The following is a 16,072-nucleotide window of genomic DNA, read 5'->3' as shown; positions in this document are numbered from 1 at the left end:
TGGTGCCTCGAGGCGGAATCTAACCACCGACACGAGGATGTTCAATCCTCTGCTCGACCGTCTGAGCTATCGAGGCAAAAGTAAAAAGGGGTTCAGGCCTTCTACTTTTGCAATGCTGCTATTGGCAGCAATCGCTAAGAAATGGTGCCGACTACCGGAGTCGAACTGGTGACCTACTGATTACAAGTCAGTTGCTCTACCTACTGAGCTAAGTCGGCACACTAAATCTTTTTTAGTTCCAAGCCATTGGCTAAAAACAAAATTTGGCTCCCCCTGCAAGACTTGAACTTGCGACATACGGATTAACAGTCCGCCGTTCTACCAACTGAACTAAGGGGGAATTATCATTTCGTTGCTTGCACCATTTTCTAAACGTGTTCTTACGAACGGCCGAAAGAAGTAATGGTGCCTCGAGGCGGAATCGAACCACCGACACGAGGATTTTCAATCCTCTGCTCTACCGACTGAGCTATCGAGGCAACGGAGCGCTATTAAACGGGTTTTCAGCCGCTTCGTCAACTTATTTTTCGAGAAAAATAGCGGAAACAGTTTGCTTGCTCGCTTTTTGCTCACTCTGCGTCAGTTCATAACTTTTGTGATAAATTTTCGCTGTATGCGATTGTCACATCAGAGCTTTTTGAAGGGGTGAGGTGGCGATAAAAACACCACTCACCGGTCATTACAGACTAGATGTTTCCCTGATTAAATTCTTTTTGGAAGTCGGTGACTTTTTGCAGGTAGCGCCTTGCCTCGGCTTTTGGGTGTTTATTGGTTAAGGCCCAGTACACTTGATTGGGTTGGAGGTTATTCAAGTCCCGCATTGCCCGTTTTCTATCACGAGCGAAAGTACTCAGTACCCCGCCTGTACCACCGTTGTAGGCCGAGATCATACTGTAGTGCAGCGACAACGGATTTTGTACATCCTTCAGGTAGCGGTTACGCAAAATGTAAAAATAGGCCGTGCCAGTATCGATATTACTCGCCGGATCAAACAGGTACTCAGGCGATGGTGTGCCTGATTTCTTTTTGACTAATTTGAACACATCGGCCCCGGCGGTTTTCGGAACCACCTGCATCAGGCCATAAGCATTGGCTCGACTGACGGCATAAGGATTAAAGCTGCTTTCTGTTTTGATGATGGCGTAAATGAGATCTTCTTTAATGCCATAGCGGCGAGATGCATCTCGTACAATGCTGGCATATTTATAACTGCGTTTATTGACGTGATCGGCCACCATCGGGATCTCAACATAGTAAGCCTGCTGGTAACGGATCATCTTCTTTTTTAGCTGGCTGCCGACCAGGTACTCGGCAAACTGATTCGCCCGCCATGACCACTTAATGGGCTTGCCTTCCTGATCTAAAACCTGGCCGTAGAGGAAAGGCTTCCCCTTCAGTTCAATCGCCAAATCTGAGTAGAGGTCGACGCCTGCAGGGTTGTCGGGGGTGAGTAACGTGGTGGCGATGGCTTCTCTTAAGTGTTTCTCCGGCTCGGTTTTAGCCACTGTTTCAACGATAACGACACCGCGTTCAAAGTCGACATGGGTACGGCTTTGATAACCATCGGTGTATTTTACATACTGGCGCTTGCCGGCCATCAGGGCATCATTGTCTCCCCAGTACCTTTTCACTTTACCGTTAAAGGAGCTGAGTAAACGCTCAAGCGCAGCGGCATCTTTGGTAAATTGCCCCGGCAGCGGCGCAAGGTTTTTAGCAAAGCGGTTGGTCGTACCGTAGTCGACGTCATAGATTTTTTCGACTAATTCACGGCTACATCCGTTTAGCAGAATGACAGATAATAAGATAACAAAGCGTGTTTTCATAAATTAGACAGGTAAAAAAATGACATCATTGATTAATCATCAATAATGTCATTTTATACCACTCTGGGTAAGCTTTTTAACGGCTACACAGTGATAAACCGTGATGTTAGTTGCCTTTATTGGGCTCAGAACAACTCTGGTTTTTGTCAGTTAGCCCGCTATCGGTGAGGATTATTCGCTTGGCGGGGTATAACCGTCGATCACGACGTCCTGGCCTTCAAACAGGTAGTTAACCATTTCAGCCTCAAGTAGCTGGCGATGTTCTGGGTTCATCATGTTCAGCTTTTTCTCATTGATCAGCATCGTTTGCTTACTTTGCCACTCAGCCCAGGCCTCTTTCGAAATATTGTCAAAAATGCGCTTTCCCAACTCGCCGGGATAAAGTTGAAAATCTAAACCTTCCGCATCTTTTTGAAGACGGGTACAAAAAACAGTACGGCTCATTGAGTGGCTCCTTAATCATGACCTTAATGAGTATGCTGCTAGTTATACCAGAGTGTTGCTGTTGCATCTAGGATAAGGCGGCGTTCAGCTCATAATGCAGACTTTCTAAGATCTGTTGCACCGGAGCGGCTAAACCGACTTTAGGCGGTGCATTTAAGTTGTACCATTGTCCGTTTGCACCTTCCTGAACAACATTAACCGGGGCTGCCAACTGCATTCGGATCGGGACGATATCCAGATGGTAGTGACTGAAAGTATGACGGAAGGCATGTAACTGCTCGGTTTCGGTGATATTAACCGGAACCGAGCCAAAGCGCTGTTCCAGTAACGGGGCCAGATCAGCGGTGTCGGTTTGCGGGAAACACCACAAGCCTCCCCAGATCCCCGCCGGCGGGCGTTGCTCAAGCCAGACCTCTTCACCATGTTGTAAAATGGCGAACCAGGTCTGTTTCTCGGGCATGGTTTTTTTCGGCTTCTTACCCGGAAAATCGCTCTGGCGATCTTGTGCTTTCGCTTCGCATTGTTTGGCTACCGGGCACAGTTCACATTTAGGTTTACTGCGGGTGCAGATCATTGCCCCCATATCCATCATCGCCTGATTGTAGCGCTCGACGCCGGTTGCCGGCGTGTTGGTTTCGGCAATTTCCCACAGGGTATTTTCAACCGGTTTCTTGCCCGGCCAGCCTGCGACGGCATAGCAACGGGCCAGTGTCCGCTTCACGTTACCATCTAAAATCGCATGATGCTGTTTGAGAGCCAGTGACAATACGGCGCCTGCCGTTGAGCGGCCAATACCGGGTAAGGCCTGAACCTCAACAATATCGACAGGAAATTCACCGTGATGCTGTGACACAATCAGTTGAGCGGCTTTGTGTAAATTGCGGGCGCGGGCGTAATAACCCAGTCCGGTCCAGAGATGAAGCACCTCGTCCTGCTCAGCGGCTGCCAGCTCTTCAACGGTAGGGAAGCGGGCGATAAAACGTTCAAAATAGGGAATCACCGTGGCGACTTGGGTCTGCTGGAGCATGATTTCGGATAGCCATACTTTATAGGGGGTTTTATTTTGCTGCCAGGGCAGGGTCTTACGACCAAATTTATCATACCAAGCTAAAATGGCATCGGAAAAAGAAGTACTCACAGAATTAACTCACTCGGCTGATTTTAGTGGCGGCGGGGGCCGCATGTTATAATAGTGTGGCGTGATTGCATCATAAATGCCCTCAGGTCGCAATCTATACCCAAATCTCAGCAACGCTTGCAGACCTTGGCATTTTGACGTGGTTTGGGGATATAAGCTTGCACTTAAGCCATAACTTTGGATAATGCCAGCGCTTAGTTTTTATTCATTTTCAGTTTTAGGTATTAATCATGAGCGAAGTTTCAAAGACCTCAGGCGACGTAACGGTGTCTGAATTTACCGAAGACGGCAAACTGGTACGTAAGATCCGCAGCTTTGTACGTCGTGAAGGCCGTTTAACCAAGGGCCAGGAGACGGCCATGGAAAAAAATTGGCCGACAATGGGTATCGATTTCGCTCAGCAAATGCTGGACTGGAAAGAGGTCTATCACCGTGAGGCACCTGTGGTGCTGGAAATCGGTTTTGGCATGGGCGCATCGTTAGTCGAGATGGCCAAAAATGCCCCGGAGAAAAACTTCATTGGCATCGAAGTGCATAGCCCGGGTGTCGGGGCTTGTCTGATGGCAGCTGGCGAGGCCGAGCTGACAAATTTACGCGTTATGTGCCACGATGCCGTGGAAGTGTTCGATTATATGATCCCGGATGGCAGCTTAGATACGGTACAGCTGTTTTTCCCCGACCCATGGCATAAAGCTCGTCACCACAAGCGTCGTATCGTACAGCCGGCATTTGCTGAAATGTTACGTAAAAAACTGAAAATCGGTGGCATCTTCCACATGGCGACTGACTGGGAAAACTACGCAGAGCACATGGTGGAAGTGATGAATGCTGCACCAGGCTACCGTAATACGGCCACTGACGGTGACTATATCGCCCGTCCGGATGATCGTCCGTTAACTAAATTTGAAGCGCGTGGCCACCGTTTAGGCCATGGCGTATGGGACATGAAATACGGCCGAACTGAATAATTTTCATCACTTTGCTATTCGCTTTTAAATCATAAGCATAAGCAACTAAATGGTGAGAGTGATCACCGAATAGTGATGATTGGATCATGCCGTTAAAGCCAACTTTAGTGTTGGCTTTTTTGCCCCCCGGAGAAGAAGAATGAAGCCAACTGAACAGCTGCTCACTGATATTCTTGACGACGTCAGACCGTTAATCGGTCAGGGTAAAGTCGCTGATTACATTCCTGCGCTGGCTGACGTGCCGGCGCATAAGCTGGGTATTGCGGTTTGTTATAACGACGGTGAAATCATTCAGGCTGGTGACAGTCAGGAAGGCTTCTCTATTCAGTCGATCTCTAAGGTAATGGCGCTGACGCTGGCGATGACCTTGTATGAGCCGGATGAAATTTGGCGGCGTGTGGGCAAAGAACCGTCAGGCCATGCGTTTAACTCGATGATCCAGCTCGAACTGGAAAACGGTATTCCGCGTAATCCATTCATTAACGCCGGGGCTTTAGTGGTGTCGGATTTGCTGCATAGCCGTTTATCGGCACCGCAATACCGGATGCTGGAACTGGTACGTGAACTGGCCTGTAACCCGCATATCGTTTATGACAAAGCGGTTGCGGCATCGGAGATGCAGAACAGTGATCGCAATGCCTCGATTGCTTATTTGATGCGTTCATTCGGTAACTTCGACAATGAGGTGATGCCAGTGCTGACCAACTACTTCAGTTACTGCGCCCTCAAAATGAGTTGTGTCGATTTGGCACGTACATTCAGTTACTTAGCGAATAAAGGGCTTCCTCTAGGCGCACAAGGAAAAATTATCAGCCAAACTCAGAGTAAGCAAATGAATGCTTTGCTCGCAACTTGCGGTTTGTACGATGGCGCGGGTGAGTTTGCTTACCGAGTGGGTATGCCGGGCAAATCTGGCGTCGGTGGCGGCATTGTGGCTATCGTGCCGGGAGAAATGACGATTACGGTATGGTCTCCGGAGCTGGATCCTTCCGGTAATTCACTGGCAGGAACGGCTGCGCTAGAGTTGCTTTCCGAGCGAATTGGACGCTCGATCTTTTAGGGGATCGCCTTTCGCGTATGTGATTGAAAAATAAATAGCAAAGAAGGTTTCGAGAGACGAGTATCGAGAGGATGCTACTCGATACTCGATACTCGATACTCGATACTCGATACTCGATACTCCCAACTTATCTACTCTTCCTCGACAAAAGCAGCCAGCAGATCGTTGAGGAATAATTTACCGTGCTCGGTGATCTGCCATTCTTCGCCGTTATCGGTCAGATAGTTCTTTTCTAAAGCCCATTGAATACCGGTTTCAATCGATGCTAATGGTAAGCCTGTTCGCTCGACATAGTCCTGCTTGGGGCACGCTTCTAACAGACGGAAACGGTTCATGAAAAACTCAAATGGCCGCTCCCGAGGCTCGACCTGGATTTCTTTGTCCAGGTAAGGCTTATCCGACTTGAGGTAGCCACGCGGGTGCTTCACTTTCACGGTACGGGTAATGTTGCCATCGGCAAAGCTGATCTTGCCGTGGGCACCGCAGCCGATACCGAGATAATCACCAAAACGCCAGTAGTTGAGGTTGTGACGGCACTGCAAGCCGGGCTTGCTGTAACCGGATATTTCATACTGGACATATCCGGCCTCTGTCAGGATCTGATGGCCCTGTTCAAAGATATCCCATAAGTTGTCGTCATCGGGCAATGTCGGCGGTTTAGAATAGAATAATGTGTTGGGCTCTATCGTTAGCTGGTACCAGGATAAATGCGGTGGGTTGAGCGCAATAGCCTGCTTAAGATCATACAGGGCATCGTCCGTCGATTGATCCGGCAAGCCGTGCATCAGATCGATATTAAAACTGTTTAAGCCCGCCTCCGTTGCCCGTTGTGCGGCTTTACGGGCTTCATCGCTGCCATGAATACGGCCAAGGCGAGCCAGCTTCTCATCCTGAAAGCTCTGGACGCCAATCGAAATACGATTAACCCCGACCTGTTGGTAAGCGAGGAAACGGCCGGCTTCAACCGTACCTGGGTTTGCTTCCATGGTGATTTCAATGTCAGCGCTAAACGGGATCCTCGCTTCAATTGCTTTTAGCAATCGTCCGATTTCGGCTGGTGAAATCAGGCTTGGCGTACCACCACCAATAAAGATTGAGTGCAGCGGGCGGCTACCCCCTTGCAGCTGATATTTCGCCAGATCGATTTCCAGATCGTCGATCAGGGCGTCGATATAGTCAAGCTCCGGAATCTCGGCTTTAAGTGCATGGGAGTTAAAGTCGCAATACGGGCATTTCTGCACACACCATGGGATATGAACATACAGGCTTAGCGGTGGTGGAACTAACATTAGGCGTCCTTCAGGGCAGCAAAGAGCTTTTGCAGGGCTTTGCCGCGGTGTGACAGTTGTTTCTTACGTTCCGGCTCCAGCTCTGCAGAAGCGCACTGATCTTCCGGAACCCAGAATACCGGATCATAACCAAAGCCATTTTCACCGTGGGCCTCAGTCAGAATGCTGCCTTCCCAGCTACCGTGGCAAACCAGCGGGGTCGGATCGTTCTCGTGGCGCATCATGACCAGCACGCAGTGAAAACGCGCCGTACGTTGTTCGGCTGGTACACCTTCCATATCAGCCAGGAGCTTTGCCAGGTTCTGCTGATCGGTCGCATTTTCGCCCGCGTAGCGAGCAGAGTAGATCCCCGGTGCCCCTTTTAAGCAATCCACTTCCAGGCCGGAATCGTCAGCAATGGCTGGCAGGCCGGTTTCCTTGGCGGCATGGCGTGCTTTGATGATGGCGTTTTCAATAAACGTGGTGCCGGTTTCAGCGACGGAAGAAACCTGATAGTCACTTTGCGCGACAACATCAAAGCCAAAGTCAGCAAGCAGGCTGGCCATCTCTTTGACTTTGCCCTGGTTACCCGTTGCTAGCACTAGTTTACTCATTACTGTTCCTCGGAGAATGATATCTGGCTGAGGCGCTATGATAACGGGCAGGCGCTATTGAGTAAAAGAAAAAGAAGAGGAGCTGGCGCTCCCCGGGTGGTTGTTCTTATGTTGGCTGGGGGGATAAAAGCGATTTAATCGACGTAGAAGGTCTGATCGAAATTGATTTGGCCGTTAGTCCCATTTTGGGTCACATCAATAATGAACCTGAAGCGTTCTTCGTTGGTGTGGCTTAGCTCTGCAATGTAGTAAATAGCCTCTCCCTCGCGGATTTCCCGGAAAGAAAGTTTCTTTTCGGTCCCGAGAAGGTTGCGGGCTGTGCCTGATACTACCGCTCTAACCGCTGGCTTTCCTTCCTGTGATTTATCCAGTACGGCGATATTCACAACGGCGGAATAGCGACTACGCGAAATCCGATAGGTATTGGCAACATCAGGCGTCAGAAAGGTGGAGGGAAAGCTGGAGTAATGGATTTCCAGATCTCCGACATTTATGAATTGTTCTGCCCGGACCGGTAATGCAGTAAAGAGTATTGCCGATAATAAACATAGAATCCGAATCATAAAATTTTCCTTATTTAGACTTACCAGATCATGAGGTAATTTTGTCCCGGCAGGTATTTCAGCGGCTCCATCAGCGCCTCTATTAGTATAGCGGCGAATCCATCGTTATGAATTCGCCCCTTAATTAACGCGGTTCAATCGTTCGTTAAAGCCGGTGTTACAATAGCTCTGCGATCGCTGCCGGGACTTCTCGCGGGGTTTCGATACGAACCTGCTTGTGACGTCCCAGTTCGCCTTTTTCCACGATGACGTGCCCTTTGGCAACCCGAAACTGTTTTGCTAAGTACTTAACCAAATGCGCATTCGCCTTGCCATCTACCGGAGGTGCGGTGATGGCAATTTTCAGCTCATCACCATGCAAGCCGACGATCTGATCGCGGCTGGCTTTCGGTTGAATGTACAGGCGGATCACCAGATCGTCGCCTGACGGGCTTACTGCGGCGGTTTGACTCATAGCTGGAACCAGATTGGACCGATCAGATCACCCATTAAGAAATTGGCGAATTGCAGGCCAATGAACAGCACCAAGACACTCAGGTCAAGACCACCCATTGCAGGGATAATACGGCGAATGGGTGCGGTCATCGGTTCCGTTAACTGGTGCATCACGAACTCGATAGGGCTGCGTCCCTGGCTTACCCAGCTTAGAATTGCGCGGATCAGCAGTACCCAGAACAGTAGGCCGCCAGCGGCTTTCAGCAGTGACAGACCGCCAATCCAGAGGAATTCCGGGCTAAATAAGATCGTGCCATTTAAGACTAATTGCAGGATTAAGAACTTACCCATGCTTAACAGATAAGCGAAGATTAACGTCGCTAAATCTAAGCCGCCAATCGGTGGGATCATACGGCGTAGCGGCCCAACAACCGGCTGGGTGGCTTTTACTACAAATTGAGAGAACGGATTGTAGAAATCAGCACGGGCCCACTGGAGCCAAATTCTTAGCAATACGATCATGATATAGAGATCGAATGCAGTACTTACTAAAAAACCAATAGAATTCATAAGTTAACCTTAAAACAGTTTTTCCATTTCTTGAGCGCGAGATACAGCAGCACGCATTGCTTTGGCTACGATATCACTAAGTTGGTGTTCATTAAATGTGCGTAGTGCTTCAGCGGTGGTTCCGCCTTTGGATGTTACCTGCTCACGCAGGGTTGCCAGCTCGGTATCCGGGTTCGCTACCACCAGTTCCGCCGCACCCAATGCTGACTGCTGTACCAACTGACGGGCGGTATCTGGGGAAAACCCCTGCTTAATCGCTTCTGCCTGCATGGCTTCCATGAACAAGAAGAAATACGCCGGCGCACTACCTGCCGCGGCAATGATACCGTTAATCCCAGATTCTTGCTCAACCCAGCAGACTTCGCCTACCGCTTGCATCAGATTTTCGGCGAAGGTTTTATCTTCTGCAGGCACCGCCGGTGGCGCAAACAGGCCACTCATGCCTTTGCCGATTAATGATGGTGTGTTGGGCATTACCCGGACCAGATTCAGTTCGGTATTCAGCATTTCATTGAGGCGCGCAACTGAGATCCCGGCAGCAATTGAAATTACCAGCTTGCCGGCAAAATTAATGTCCTGCAGTTCATTACATACGCTTTCCATTAACTGCGGCTTAACGGCAAGTACAATGACATCGGCTTGCCCGGCAGCACGGCAGTTATCGGAATCGGTATGAATGCCGTAATCCCGGGCCAGCGGTTCCCGTCGCGCAGCACTGGGCGCGGTGGCGGTGATCTTGTCGGCGGCATAACCGCTGGCGACTAAACCGGCGATGATGGAGCGCGCCATGTTGCCGGCACCAATGAAAGTGATTGAGCGTTGTTCCATATAAAATCCTTGTGTGTAAAGTGCCGAGTGTGCGCGGCTCTGGTTTCGAGGTAAAATCCCTTCAAATCTCTAGACTCGTTTCTTGCCCTGATGATTATTTATAATCTCTCGCACCAAAAATTGCCGTACCAATACGGACCATCGTGCTGCCTGCTGCAATCGCGGCTTCCATGTCGCCACTCATTCCCATCGACAGGGTATCGAGCTGCGGATGTTTAGCCCGCAGTTGCTGCTGAGCATCGGCCAGTGACTTAAAGGCGGCATACTGGCTGTCATAACTGTCGGCCTGTTGTGGAATTGACATCAGGCCGCGCAGAACCAGATTAGGCATACTGGCAATCTCGTCAGCCAATGCCGGTAATTCGGCAAAGCTAACCCCTGATTTACTCTCCTCGTTGCTGGTATTAACCTGCAACAGTACATTCAATGGCGGCAGCCCGGTTGGGCGTTGCTCACTCAGGCGACGGGCTATCTTAGCCCGGTCAATAGAGTGTACCCAGTCAAAATGCTCGGCGATTAAACGGGTTTTATTGGACTGGATAGGGCCAATAAAATGCCAGACGAGCTGGTCTGCATAGGGGCTATCAGCAAAATGCTGCACCTTTTCGACCCCTTCCTGCACGTAGTTTTCACCAAATGCGCGGTGGCCGGCAGTGATCGCTTCGTCGATTGCAGCTATCGGTTTGGTTTTACTTACCGCCAATAATTGCACGGAATCTGTTGCTCGACCGCATTTTTCGGCCGCAGAGGTTATCTGAGTGATGACCTGTTCAATGTTTTGTTTGATACTACTCATAATTGATTCTGTGGGGAAAATTAATGGATATCACCGAACTGCTGGACTTTAGTGTAAAACATAACGCCTCTGATCTGCACCTTTCTGCTGGTGTACCGCCAATGATCAGAGTGGACGGTGATGTAAGAAAACTCAGTTTGCCATCGTTAGAGCATTCTGATGTACATCGTTTAATGTTTGACATTATGAACGATGCGCAGCGCCGTGAATACGAAGAAAAGCTGGAAGTTGATTTTTCGTTTGAATTACCGAATGTTGGCCGCTTCCGGGTCAATGCCTTCCATCAATCCCGAGGCAGTGCTGCGGTGTTCCGTACCATCCCTGTCGAGATTCCCACCCTCGAGTCACTTAATGTGCCTGAGGTGTTCTATAAAATTGCTCAGTGTCAGCGTGGTTTAGTGCTGGTAACCGGAGCCACTGGCTCGGGTAAATCGACCACTATCGCATCGCTGGTTGATTATATTAATGAAAACTACAACCGTCATATTCTGACGATTGAAGATCCGGTTGAATTTGTTCACCGCAGCAAACGCAGTTTGATTAACCAGCGTGAAGTGCACCGTGATACCCATAGCTTCCACAATGCGCTGCGTTCATCACTGCGTGAAGATCCGGATGTTATCGTTGTCGGAGAATTACGCGACAAAGAAACGATTAGTCTGGCGCTGACAGCAGCCGAAACTGGCCACTTAGTGTTAGGCACTTTACACACCAGTTCGGCAGCGAAAACCGTCGACCGGATCATTGATGTGTTCCCGGGCAATGATAAAGCGATGGTACGCTCTATGCTGTCAGAATCGTTACGTACCGTGGTGTCACAACACCTGCTTAAGTGCGTCAGTGGCGGCCGGGTTGCGGCCCATGAAATTATGATGGCGTCACCGGCGATTCGAAACCTGATCCGCGAAGATAAAGTGGCGCAGATGTATTCGATGATCCAGACCGGTTCTGCGCTGGGAATGCAAACGATAGAGCAGAGTATTAAGATGCTGGTGGCACAAGGGATGGTAGAAGCAGAAGAAGGTCGCAGGATTGTCGATGGTTCAACCTCCATTCTGTAATGCCCCAGCCACTACCTATCCTGAAAACGAAATAGATGACGAAGGAACGAGAATGAAGCTGCAAGAGATCCTCAACGAAGTCGTGAGCCGTAAAGCGTCGGATCTGTATATTACGGTTGATTCACCTTGCCTGTTGCGTATTGACGGCAACTTGCATGCACTGGGTGAGGTACTGACACGGAACAGGGTCGATGCACTATTTGATGAAGCAATGGATAGCGAGCTATCCGCAGAGTTTGTTGCTAGTCGAGAAGCCAATTATGCGTTAGTCAGAGGGGATCTGCGCTTTCGCGTCAGTGCCTTCTGGCAGCGAGAGTTGCCGGGGATGGTTGTCCGCCGGATCGAAACCGAGATCCCGGATCTGTCTGAGCTAAGCCTGCCCGTCGATATGCAGGAAATGGTGCTGGCAAAGCGCGGCCTGGTGCTGGTGGTCGGTGCGACCGGATCGGGTAAATCCACCTCAATGGCGGCAATGACCGGCTTTCGCAATAAGAACTCCAGCGGCCATATTTTGACCGTTGAAGATCCGATTGAATTTGTGCATAAGCATAACCGTTGTATTGTTACCCAGCGTGAAGTGGGGCTGGATACCGAAAGCTATGAAGTGGCGCTGAAAAATTCACTACGCCAGGCGCCGGATATGATTCTGATTGGCGAGGTTCGTACCCCGGAAACGATGGGGTATGCAATGAATTTTGCCGAAACCGGCCACCTTTGTATGGCAACCCTGCACGCTAACAATGCTAACCAGGCACTTGAGCGAATTTTGCACCTGGTCCCGAAAGAGCGGCGCGAACAGTTCTTGTTTGATCTGTCATTGAATCTGAAATGTATCCTGGCTCAGCAGTTGGTCCCTGATGCGCAAGGAGAGGGGAGGCATGCCGCCTTTGAGCTGTTGATCAATACCCCGCGGGTTGCCGATTTGATCCGCCGAGGTGAGTTACATGAGATTAAAGGTGTCATGACCAAGTCGGGCGAGTCCGGCATGGTGACGTTTGATCAATCGCTGTATCAGTTGTTCTGTGGTGGCAAGATCAGCGAGCAGGATGCCTTGCACCATGCGGATTCGGCCAATGATCTGCGTTTGATGATCAAGGTGGGCAATCAAGAACAGATGGGCGGCAGCGCCTTAGACGGGGTGACGGTTGATATGGGCTGATCAGTTTTCTACCTCCCATGATCCTAAAGCTGTAAGTGCTGTACATGAAAGATAACGTATTGATATTTATTGCCAATAAATAATCCCAAGATCTTACTGTACAGCAAATACAGCTTTTGGGTTATAGTAGTCAAAAAGCTGTACAAGCTGATCAGACCCGATAAACAGGGGATCCTTGAGTTAAGATCTTAAGGTGTATTTAGAGAGGGCAGCTTGGCGCTGGATCTTAGGTGGAAAGCTGTACAGGAGGGAGCGATGGTTTTTTTGACCGAGTATCGAAGCATTGAGAGCTCAATACTCGATACTCGATTAACCGTACTGGCGTTCGAACCAGCTTTCCAGGATCACGACAGCCGATTGTGAATCGATATTCCCTTTGCTCAACGAACGGTAACCGCCACGATCAAACAGATCCGATTTAGCTTCAACAGTGCTCAGCCGTTCGTCATGCAGTTCAACCACGCAACCAAAGCGACCGTGCAGCCGGTTGGCAAATTTCTTTGCGCGTGGGGTAATGGTTTCCAGCTCTCCCCCTCTTAAATCGAGCGGCAGGCCGACGACCACTAAATCCGGTTGCCATTCTTTCAGCAGTTTTTCTATCGCTTCCCAGCTGGGAATCCCATCTTTGGCTTTTAAGGCGGCTAAAGGGCTTGCTGTGCCAGTTAATTCCTGGCCAATGGCAACACCAATACTTTTGGTGCCGTAATCAAATGCTAATACACTGCGTGAGGCGCTCATGCGTGTCCTTTTTCTATCGAAAGGTTGGCTGAATTAATCCCTAACTTGGCGACGGCTTTATCCCAGCGCTTACTGATTGGGGTTTCAAAAATAATGTCACTGTCTGCTTCCATGGTCAGCCAGCTATTATCAACAAGTTCCTGCTCTAGCTGACCTGCTGACCATCCGGCATAGCCGAGAGCAACCAGAAATTTTTCAGGGGCTTCACTGGTTCCCAGCAGTGGCAGAATATCTTGTGAAGTCGTTATCGATATCTCTTCGTTGATATCGATACTGGACTCGAAGTGGCCTTTACGCTTATGCAGCACAAATCCACGATCTTCCGCGACCGGACCACCGTTAAGTACCTGTTGCTCTAGGCTATCGGGATTATTGACGGGAAGCTGGCGTTCCACTTCAATTTGATCGAGCATGCTGCCGACAGAAATTTCGATAGGCAGGTTGATGACAAGGCCCATTGCGCCTTCTTCATTATGCTCACAAACATATATGACGCCACGTTTGAAGTGCGGGTCTTGCATGCCAGGCATGGCGACCAGAAAATGATTGGTTAAATTCATAGCTAACACCGACAACATGTTCTCATAACTACAGTATGCAGAGTATTTGGGGGAATTGGTATAACGTAGCCACTTTGGTGATCATTAAATAAAAAGCGCTGTCTTCTGGTGAAGTCAGCGCTTTGTGATAGTGAGTCACTATCGCGTTGCGTTAGCTTAACCGCGAGTGATTAAGCGCGCGCAGCAACGCGACGCTCAATGGCATCCATTAGCTTACCGGTAATTGAGATATCGAAAGCCGCTTCGATTTCGCGAATACAGGTTGGGCTGGTGACGTTGATTTCAGTCAGTTTATCGCCAATTATATCCAGACCGACAAAAATCAGCCCTTTTTCTTTCAGTACCGGAGCAACCGTTTCTGCGATTTTACGGTCAGTTTCGCTGATCGGACGCGCTTCACCGCGGCCTCCTGCCGCCAGGTTCCCCCGGGTTTCGCCTTCCGCCGGAATACGGGCCAGGCAATATGGCATCGGCTCGCCGTCAACAACCAGAATACGCTTATCACCATTGCTGATATCCGGCACAAAGGTTTGTGCCATGCAATAGTTTTGGCCATGCTTGGTCAGCGTTTCAATGATCACCGAGACATTGGGATCGCCATGCATTATACGGAAAATGGATGAGCCGCCCATGCCGTCAAGCGGTTTTAAAATGATATCGCCATGCTCTTGATGGAAGGCTTTAATTTTGTCAGTACGACGGGTCACGAGAGTGGTCGGGGTGAGATCCGGGAACCAGGCCGTGAACAGTTTTTCGTTGCAGTCACGCAGGCTGCGAGGTTCATTGACGATCAGCGCCCCTTCGTTTTCAGCGCGCTCAAGAATGTAGGTTGCGTAGATATATTCGGTGTCAAACGGCGGATCTTTACGCATCAGTACAGCGTCGAGATCAGACAGGGAGATTTCCTGCTCGCTGGTGAATTCAAACCAGCCGTTCGGATCTTCTTTCAGGCTTACGACACGGGTACGAGCGACAGCTTTGCCCTGCTCTAAAGACAGGTCGTTCATTTCCATGTAGTGGATTTCCCAGCCGCGACGCTGAGCTTCCATCATCATGGCAAAGCTGGAATCTTTTTTGATGTTGATAGACTCAATCGGGTCCATCACGATACCCAGTTTGATCATTTCTCTCTCCTAGTATTAGAGCTGCTCGTTAGCCCAAATCGCCAAAGCGGACTTGCAGGGCTGTGATTGCGGTCATCGCTGTGGTTTCGGTACGCAATACGCGTGGACCAAGCAGGATTTCATCAAATTTATATTGCTCTGTCATCGCGATTTCTTCGGCTGACAGGCCGCCTTCAGGGCCAATAAGCAGGCGAACCTTAGTGACCGGAGCCGGTAAGGTATTGATCGAGTAGTTGGCCCGAGGGTGGAGGTTGAGTTTCAGGCCATCGTATTCTTCCGCGCACCACTCTTCCAGCCTCATGACCGGGCGGATCACCGGTACGGTATTACGGCCGCACTGCTCACAGGCACTGATCGCAATTCTTTGCCACTGCGCCAGTTTTTTCTCGAAACGTTCAGTATTCAGTTTGACGCCACAGCGTTCAGAAATTAGCGGTGTAATGGTGTTCACACCCAGCTCAACCGATTTCTGGATAGTGAATTCCATTTTTTCACCACGGGAGATCACCTGGCCGAGGTGAATATCGAGTGGTGATTCGACACTGTTTTCGCGTCGGCACTGGATCTCAACTTCAACGCTTTTCTTGCTGGCATGGGTGATAACCGCCGGAAACTCAGCATCACTGCCGTCGAACATTTCTATTTCCTGGCCGGCTTGCATACGCATGACCCGGCCAACATGGTTGGCAGCATCATCACTAAGCATAACTTTGCCCTGATCCGGTAGCGACTCAGGGTGGTAAATACGTGGGATTCTCATGGTGAGATCGATAACCTGTCTACTGTCTAAATTATTCGCTTGTTGCATCTTAACATGGATACCGTTGAGGCAAATTACAAGGTGGCGGAAAATATAAAAGAGGACTGAACAAGGAGTAATGCTGATGAAAAGTCGCGAAACGTAGGTGGCGAGTCGCGAGAAT

The 16,072-nt window shown here is 49.7% G+C and carries 18 protein-coding genes and 4 tRNA genes; 4 read left to right on the top strand and 18 right to left on the bottom strand.

Going from position 1 to position 16,072, the window contains the following annotated elements; genetic code table 11:
- The 7 genes from R3289_RS17715 to mutY form a co-directional block, all read right to left on the bottom strand.
- Positions 1-76: transfer RNA gene (locus tag R3289_RS17715), tRNA-Phe, on the bottom strand.
- A gap of 66 nt (positions 77-142) precedes the next feature.
- A tRNA-Thr gene (locus tag R3289_RS17710) sits at positions 143-218 on the bottom strand.
- Between the two features lie 46 nt (positions 219-264).
- Positions 265-340: transfer RNA gene (locus R3289_RS17705), tRNA-Asn, on the bottom strand.
- A gap of 63 nt (positions 341-403) precedes the next feature.
- Positions 404-479, bottom strand: a tRNA-Phe gene (locus tag R3289_RS17700).
- Positions 480-686: 207 nt separating this feature from the next.
- Positions 687-1,823, bottom strand: a complete 1,137-nt coding sequence (mltC, locus tag R3289_RS17695) for a membrane-bound lytic murein transglycosylase MltC (protein ID WP_318927016.1) — start codon at positions 1,821-1,823, stop codon at positions 687-689.
- Positions 1,824-1,994: 171 nt separating this feature from the next.
- Positions 1,995-2,267 (bottom strand): oxidative damage protection protein, encoded by a 273-nt coding sequence (locus tag R3289_RS17690; protein ID WP_318927014.1) that lies wholly within the window; start codon positions 2,265-2,267, stop codon positions 1,995-1,997.
- Positions 2,268-2,334: 67 nt separating this feature from the next.
- Entirely contained in the window at positions 2,335-3,405 is a 1,071-nt protein-coding gene (gene mutY, locus R3289_RS17685) for an A/G-specific adenine glycosylase (protein ID WP_318927012.1), read from the bottom strand.
- 230 nt (positions 3,406-3,635) lie between these two features.
- Between mutY and trmB the strand changes: the two genes are divergently transcribed.
- Both trmB and glsB read left to right on the top strand, forming a co-directional pair.
- Positions 3,636-4,373, top strand: coding sequence for a tRNA (guanosine(46)-N7)-methyltransferase TrmB (gene trmB / locus R3289_RS17680; RefSeq protein ID WP_318927011.1), 738 nt, complete (start codon positions 3,636-3,638; stop codon positions 4,371-4,373).
- A 139-nt stretch (positions 4,374-4,512) separates the two neighbouring features.
- Complete coding sequence (gene glsB / locus R3289_RS17675) at positions 4,513-5,433, top strand: glutaminase B (protein WP_318927009.1); 921 nt, start codon at positions 4,513-4,515, stop codon at positions 5,431-5,433.
- Between the two features lie 131 nt (positions 5,434-5,564).
- Here glsB and hemW read toward each other — a convergent pair whose 3' ends face one another.
- The 7 genes from hemW to R3289_RS17640 all read right to left on the bottom strand — a co-directional run bounded on the left by hemW (position 5,565) and on the right by R3289_RS17640 (position 10,507).
- On the bottom strand, positions 5,565-6,722 hold the full coding sequence (gene hemW / locus R3289_RS17670; RefSeq protein WP_318927008.1) for a radical SAM family heme chaperone HemW: 1,158 nt from the start codon (positions 6,720-6,722) through the stop codon (positions 5,565-5,567).
- Positions 6,722-7,315: an XTP/dITP diphosphatase gene (locus R3289_RS17665; protein WP_318927007.1), complete on the bottom strand. Its 594-nt coding sequence runs from the start codon at positions 7,313-7,315 to the stop codon at positions 6,722-6,724. Before R3289_RS17665 ends, hemW begins: the two co-directional genes overlap by 1 nt.
- Before the next feature lie 134 nt (positions 7,316-7,449).
- A complete protein-coding gene (locus tag R3289_RS17660) occupies positions 7,450-7,878 on the bottom strand; it encodes a DUF4426 domain-containing protein (RefSeq protein ID WP_318927006.1) in 429 nt (142 codons plus the stop codon).
- A 157-nt stretch (positions 7,879-8,035) separates the two neighbouring features.
- Positions 8,036-8,332: a DUF167 family protein YggU gene (gene yggU, locus R3289_RS17655; RefSeq protein ID WP_318927005.1), complete on the bottom strand. Its 297-nt coding sequence runs from the start codon at positions 8,330-8,332 to the stop codon at positions 8,036-8,038.
- On the bottom strand, positions 8,329-8,883 hold the full coding sequence (locus R3289_RS17650; protein WP_318927004.1) for a YggT family protein: 555 nt from the start codon (positions 8,881-8,883) through the stop codon (positions 8,329-8,331). The genes yggU and R3289_RS17650 overlap by 4 nt, the downstream gene beginning before the upstream one ends.
- A 9-nt stretch (positions 8,884-8,892) precedes the next feature.
- Positions 8,893-9,711, bottom strand: a complete 819-nt coding sequence (gene proC / locus R3289_RS17645) for a pyrroline-5-carboxylate reductase (RefSeq protein WP_318927003.1) — start codon at positions 9,709-9,711, stop codon at positions 8,893-8,895.
- 94 nt (positions 9,712-9,805) lie between these two features.
- On the bottom strand, positions 9,806-10,507 hold the full coding sequence (locus R3289_RS17640; protein WP_318927002.1) for a YggS family pyridoxal phosphate-dependent enzyme: 702 nt from the start codon (positions 10,505-10,507) through the stop codon (positions 9,806-9,808).
- Positions 10,508-10,530: 23 nt separating this feature from the next.
- Here R3289_RS17640 and R3289_RS17635 point away from each other — a divergent pair, with 23 nt between their 5' ends.
- Both R3289_RS17635 and R3289_RS17630 read left to right on the top strand, forming a co-directional pair.
- Positions 10,531-11,568, top strand: a complete 1,038-nt coding sequence (locus R3289_RS17635) for a type IV pilus twitching motility protein PilT (protein ID WP_318927001.1) — start codon at positions 10,531-10,533, stop codon at positions 11,566-11,568.
- Between the two features lie 52 nt (positions 11,569-11,620).
- A complete protein-coding gene (locus tag R3289_RS17630; protein ID WP_318927021.1) occupies positions 11,621-12,727 on the top strand; it encodes a PilT/PilU family type 4a pilus ATPase in 1,107 nt (368 codons plus the stop codon).
- 309 nt (positions 12,728-13,036) lie between these two features.
- On the opposite strand, the gene ruvX is transcribed toward R3289_RS17630, so the two are convergent.
- The 4 genes from ruvX to rsmE all read right to left on the bottom strand — a co-directional run bounded on the left by ruvX (position 13,037) and on the right by rsmE (position 15,909).
- Entirely contained in the window at positions 13,037-13,465 is a 429-nt protein-coding gene (gene ruvX / locus R3289_RS17625) for a Holliday junction resolvase RuvX (protein ID WP_318927000.1), read from the bottom strand.
- On the bottom strand, positions 13,462-14,025 hold the full coding sequence (locus R3289_RS17620) for a YqgE/AlgH family protein (protein ID WP_318926999.1): 564 nt from the start codon (positions 14,023-14,025) through the stop codon (positions 13,462-13,464). Before R3289_RS17620 ends, ruvX begins: the two co-directional genes overlap by 4 nt.
- Positions 14,026-14,195: 170 nt before the next feature.
- The gene (gene gshB / locus R3289_RS17615) at positions 14,196-15,149 is read right to left on the bottom strand and encodes a glutathione synthase (RefSeq protein WP_318926998.1); all 954 of its coding nucleotides are present in this window, start codon (positions 15,147-15,149) and stop codon (positions 14,196-14,198) included.
- Between the two features lie 28 nt (positions 15,150-15,177).
- Positions 15,178-15,909, bottom strand: coding sequence for a 16S rRNA (uracil(1498)-N(3))-methyltransferase (gene rsmE / locus R3289_RS17610; RefSeq protein ID WP_318927020.1), 732 nt, complete (start codon positions 15,907-15,909; stop codon positions 15,178-15,180).
- Between the last annotated feature and the right edge of the window lie 163 nt (positions 15,910-16,072).

The organism is Photobacterium sp. (assembly GCF_033720175.1).
GTDB lineage: Bacteria > Pseudomonadota > Gammaproteobacteria > Enterobacterales > Vibrionaceae > Photobacterium.
This window is presented reverse-complemented; position numbering and strand designations above follow the sequence as displayed.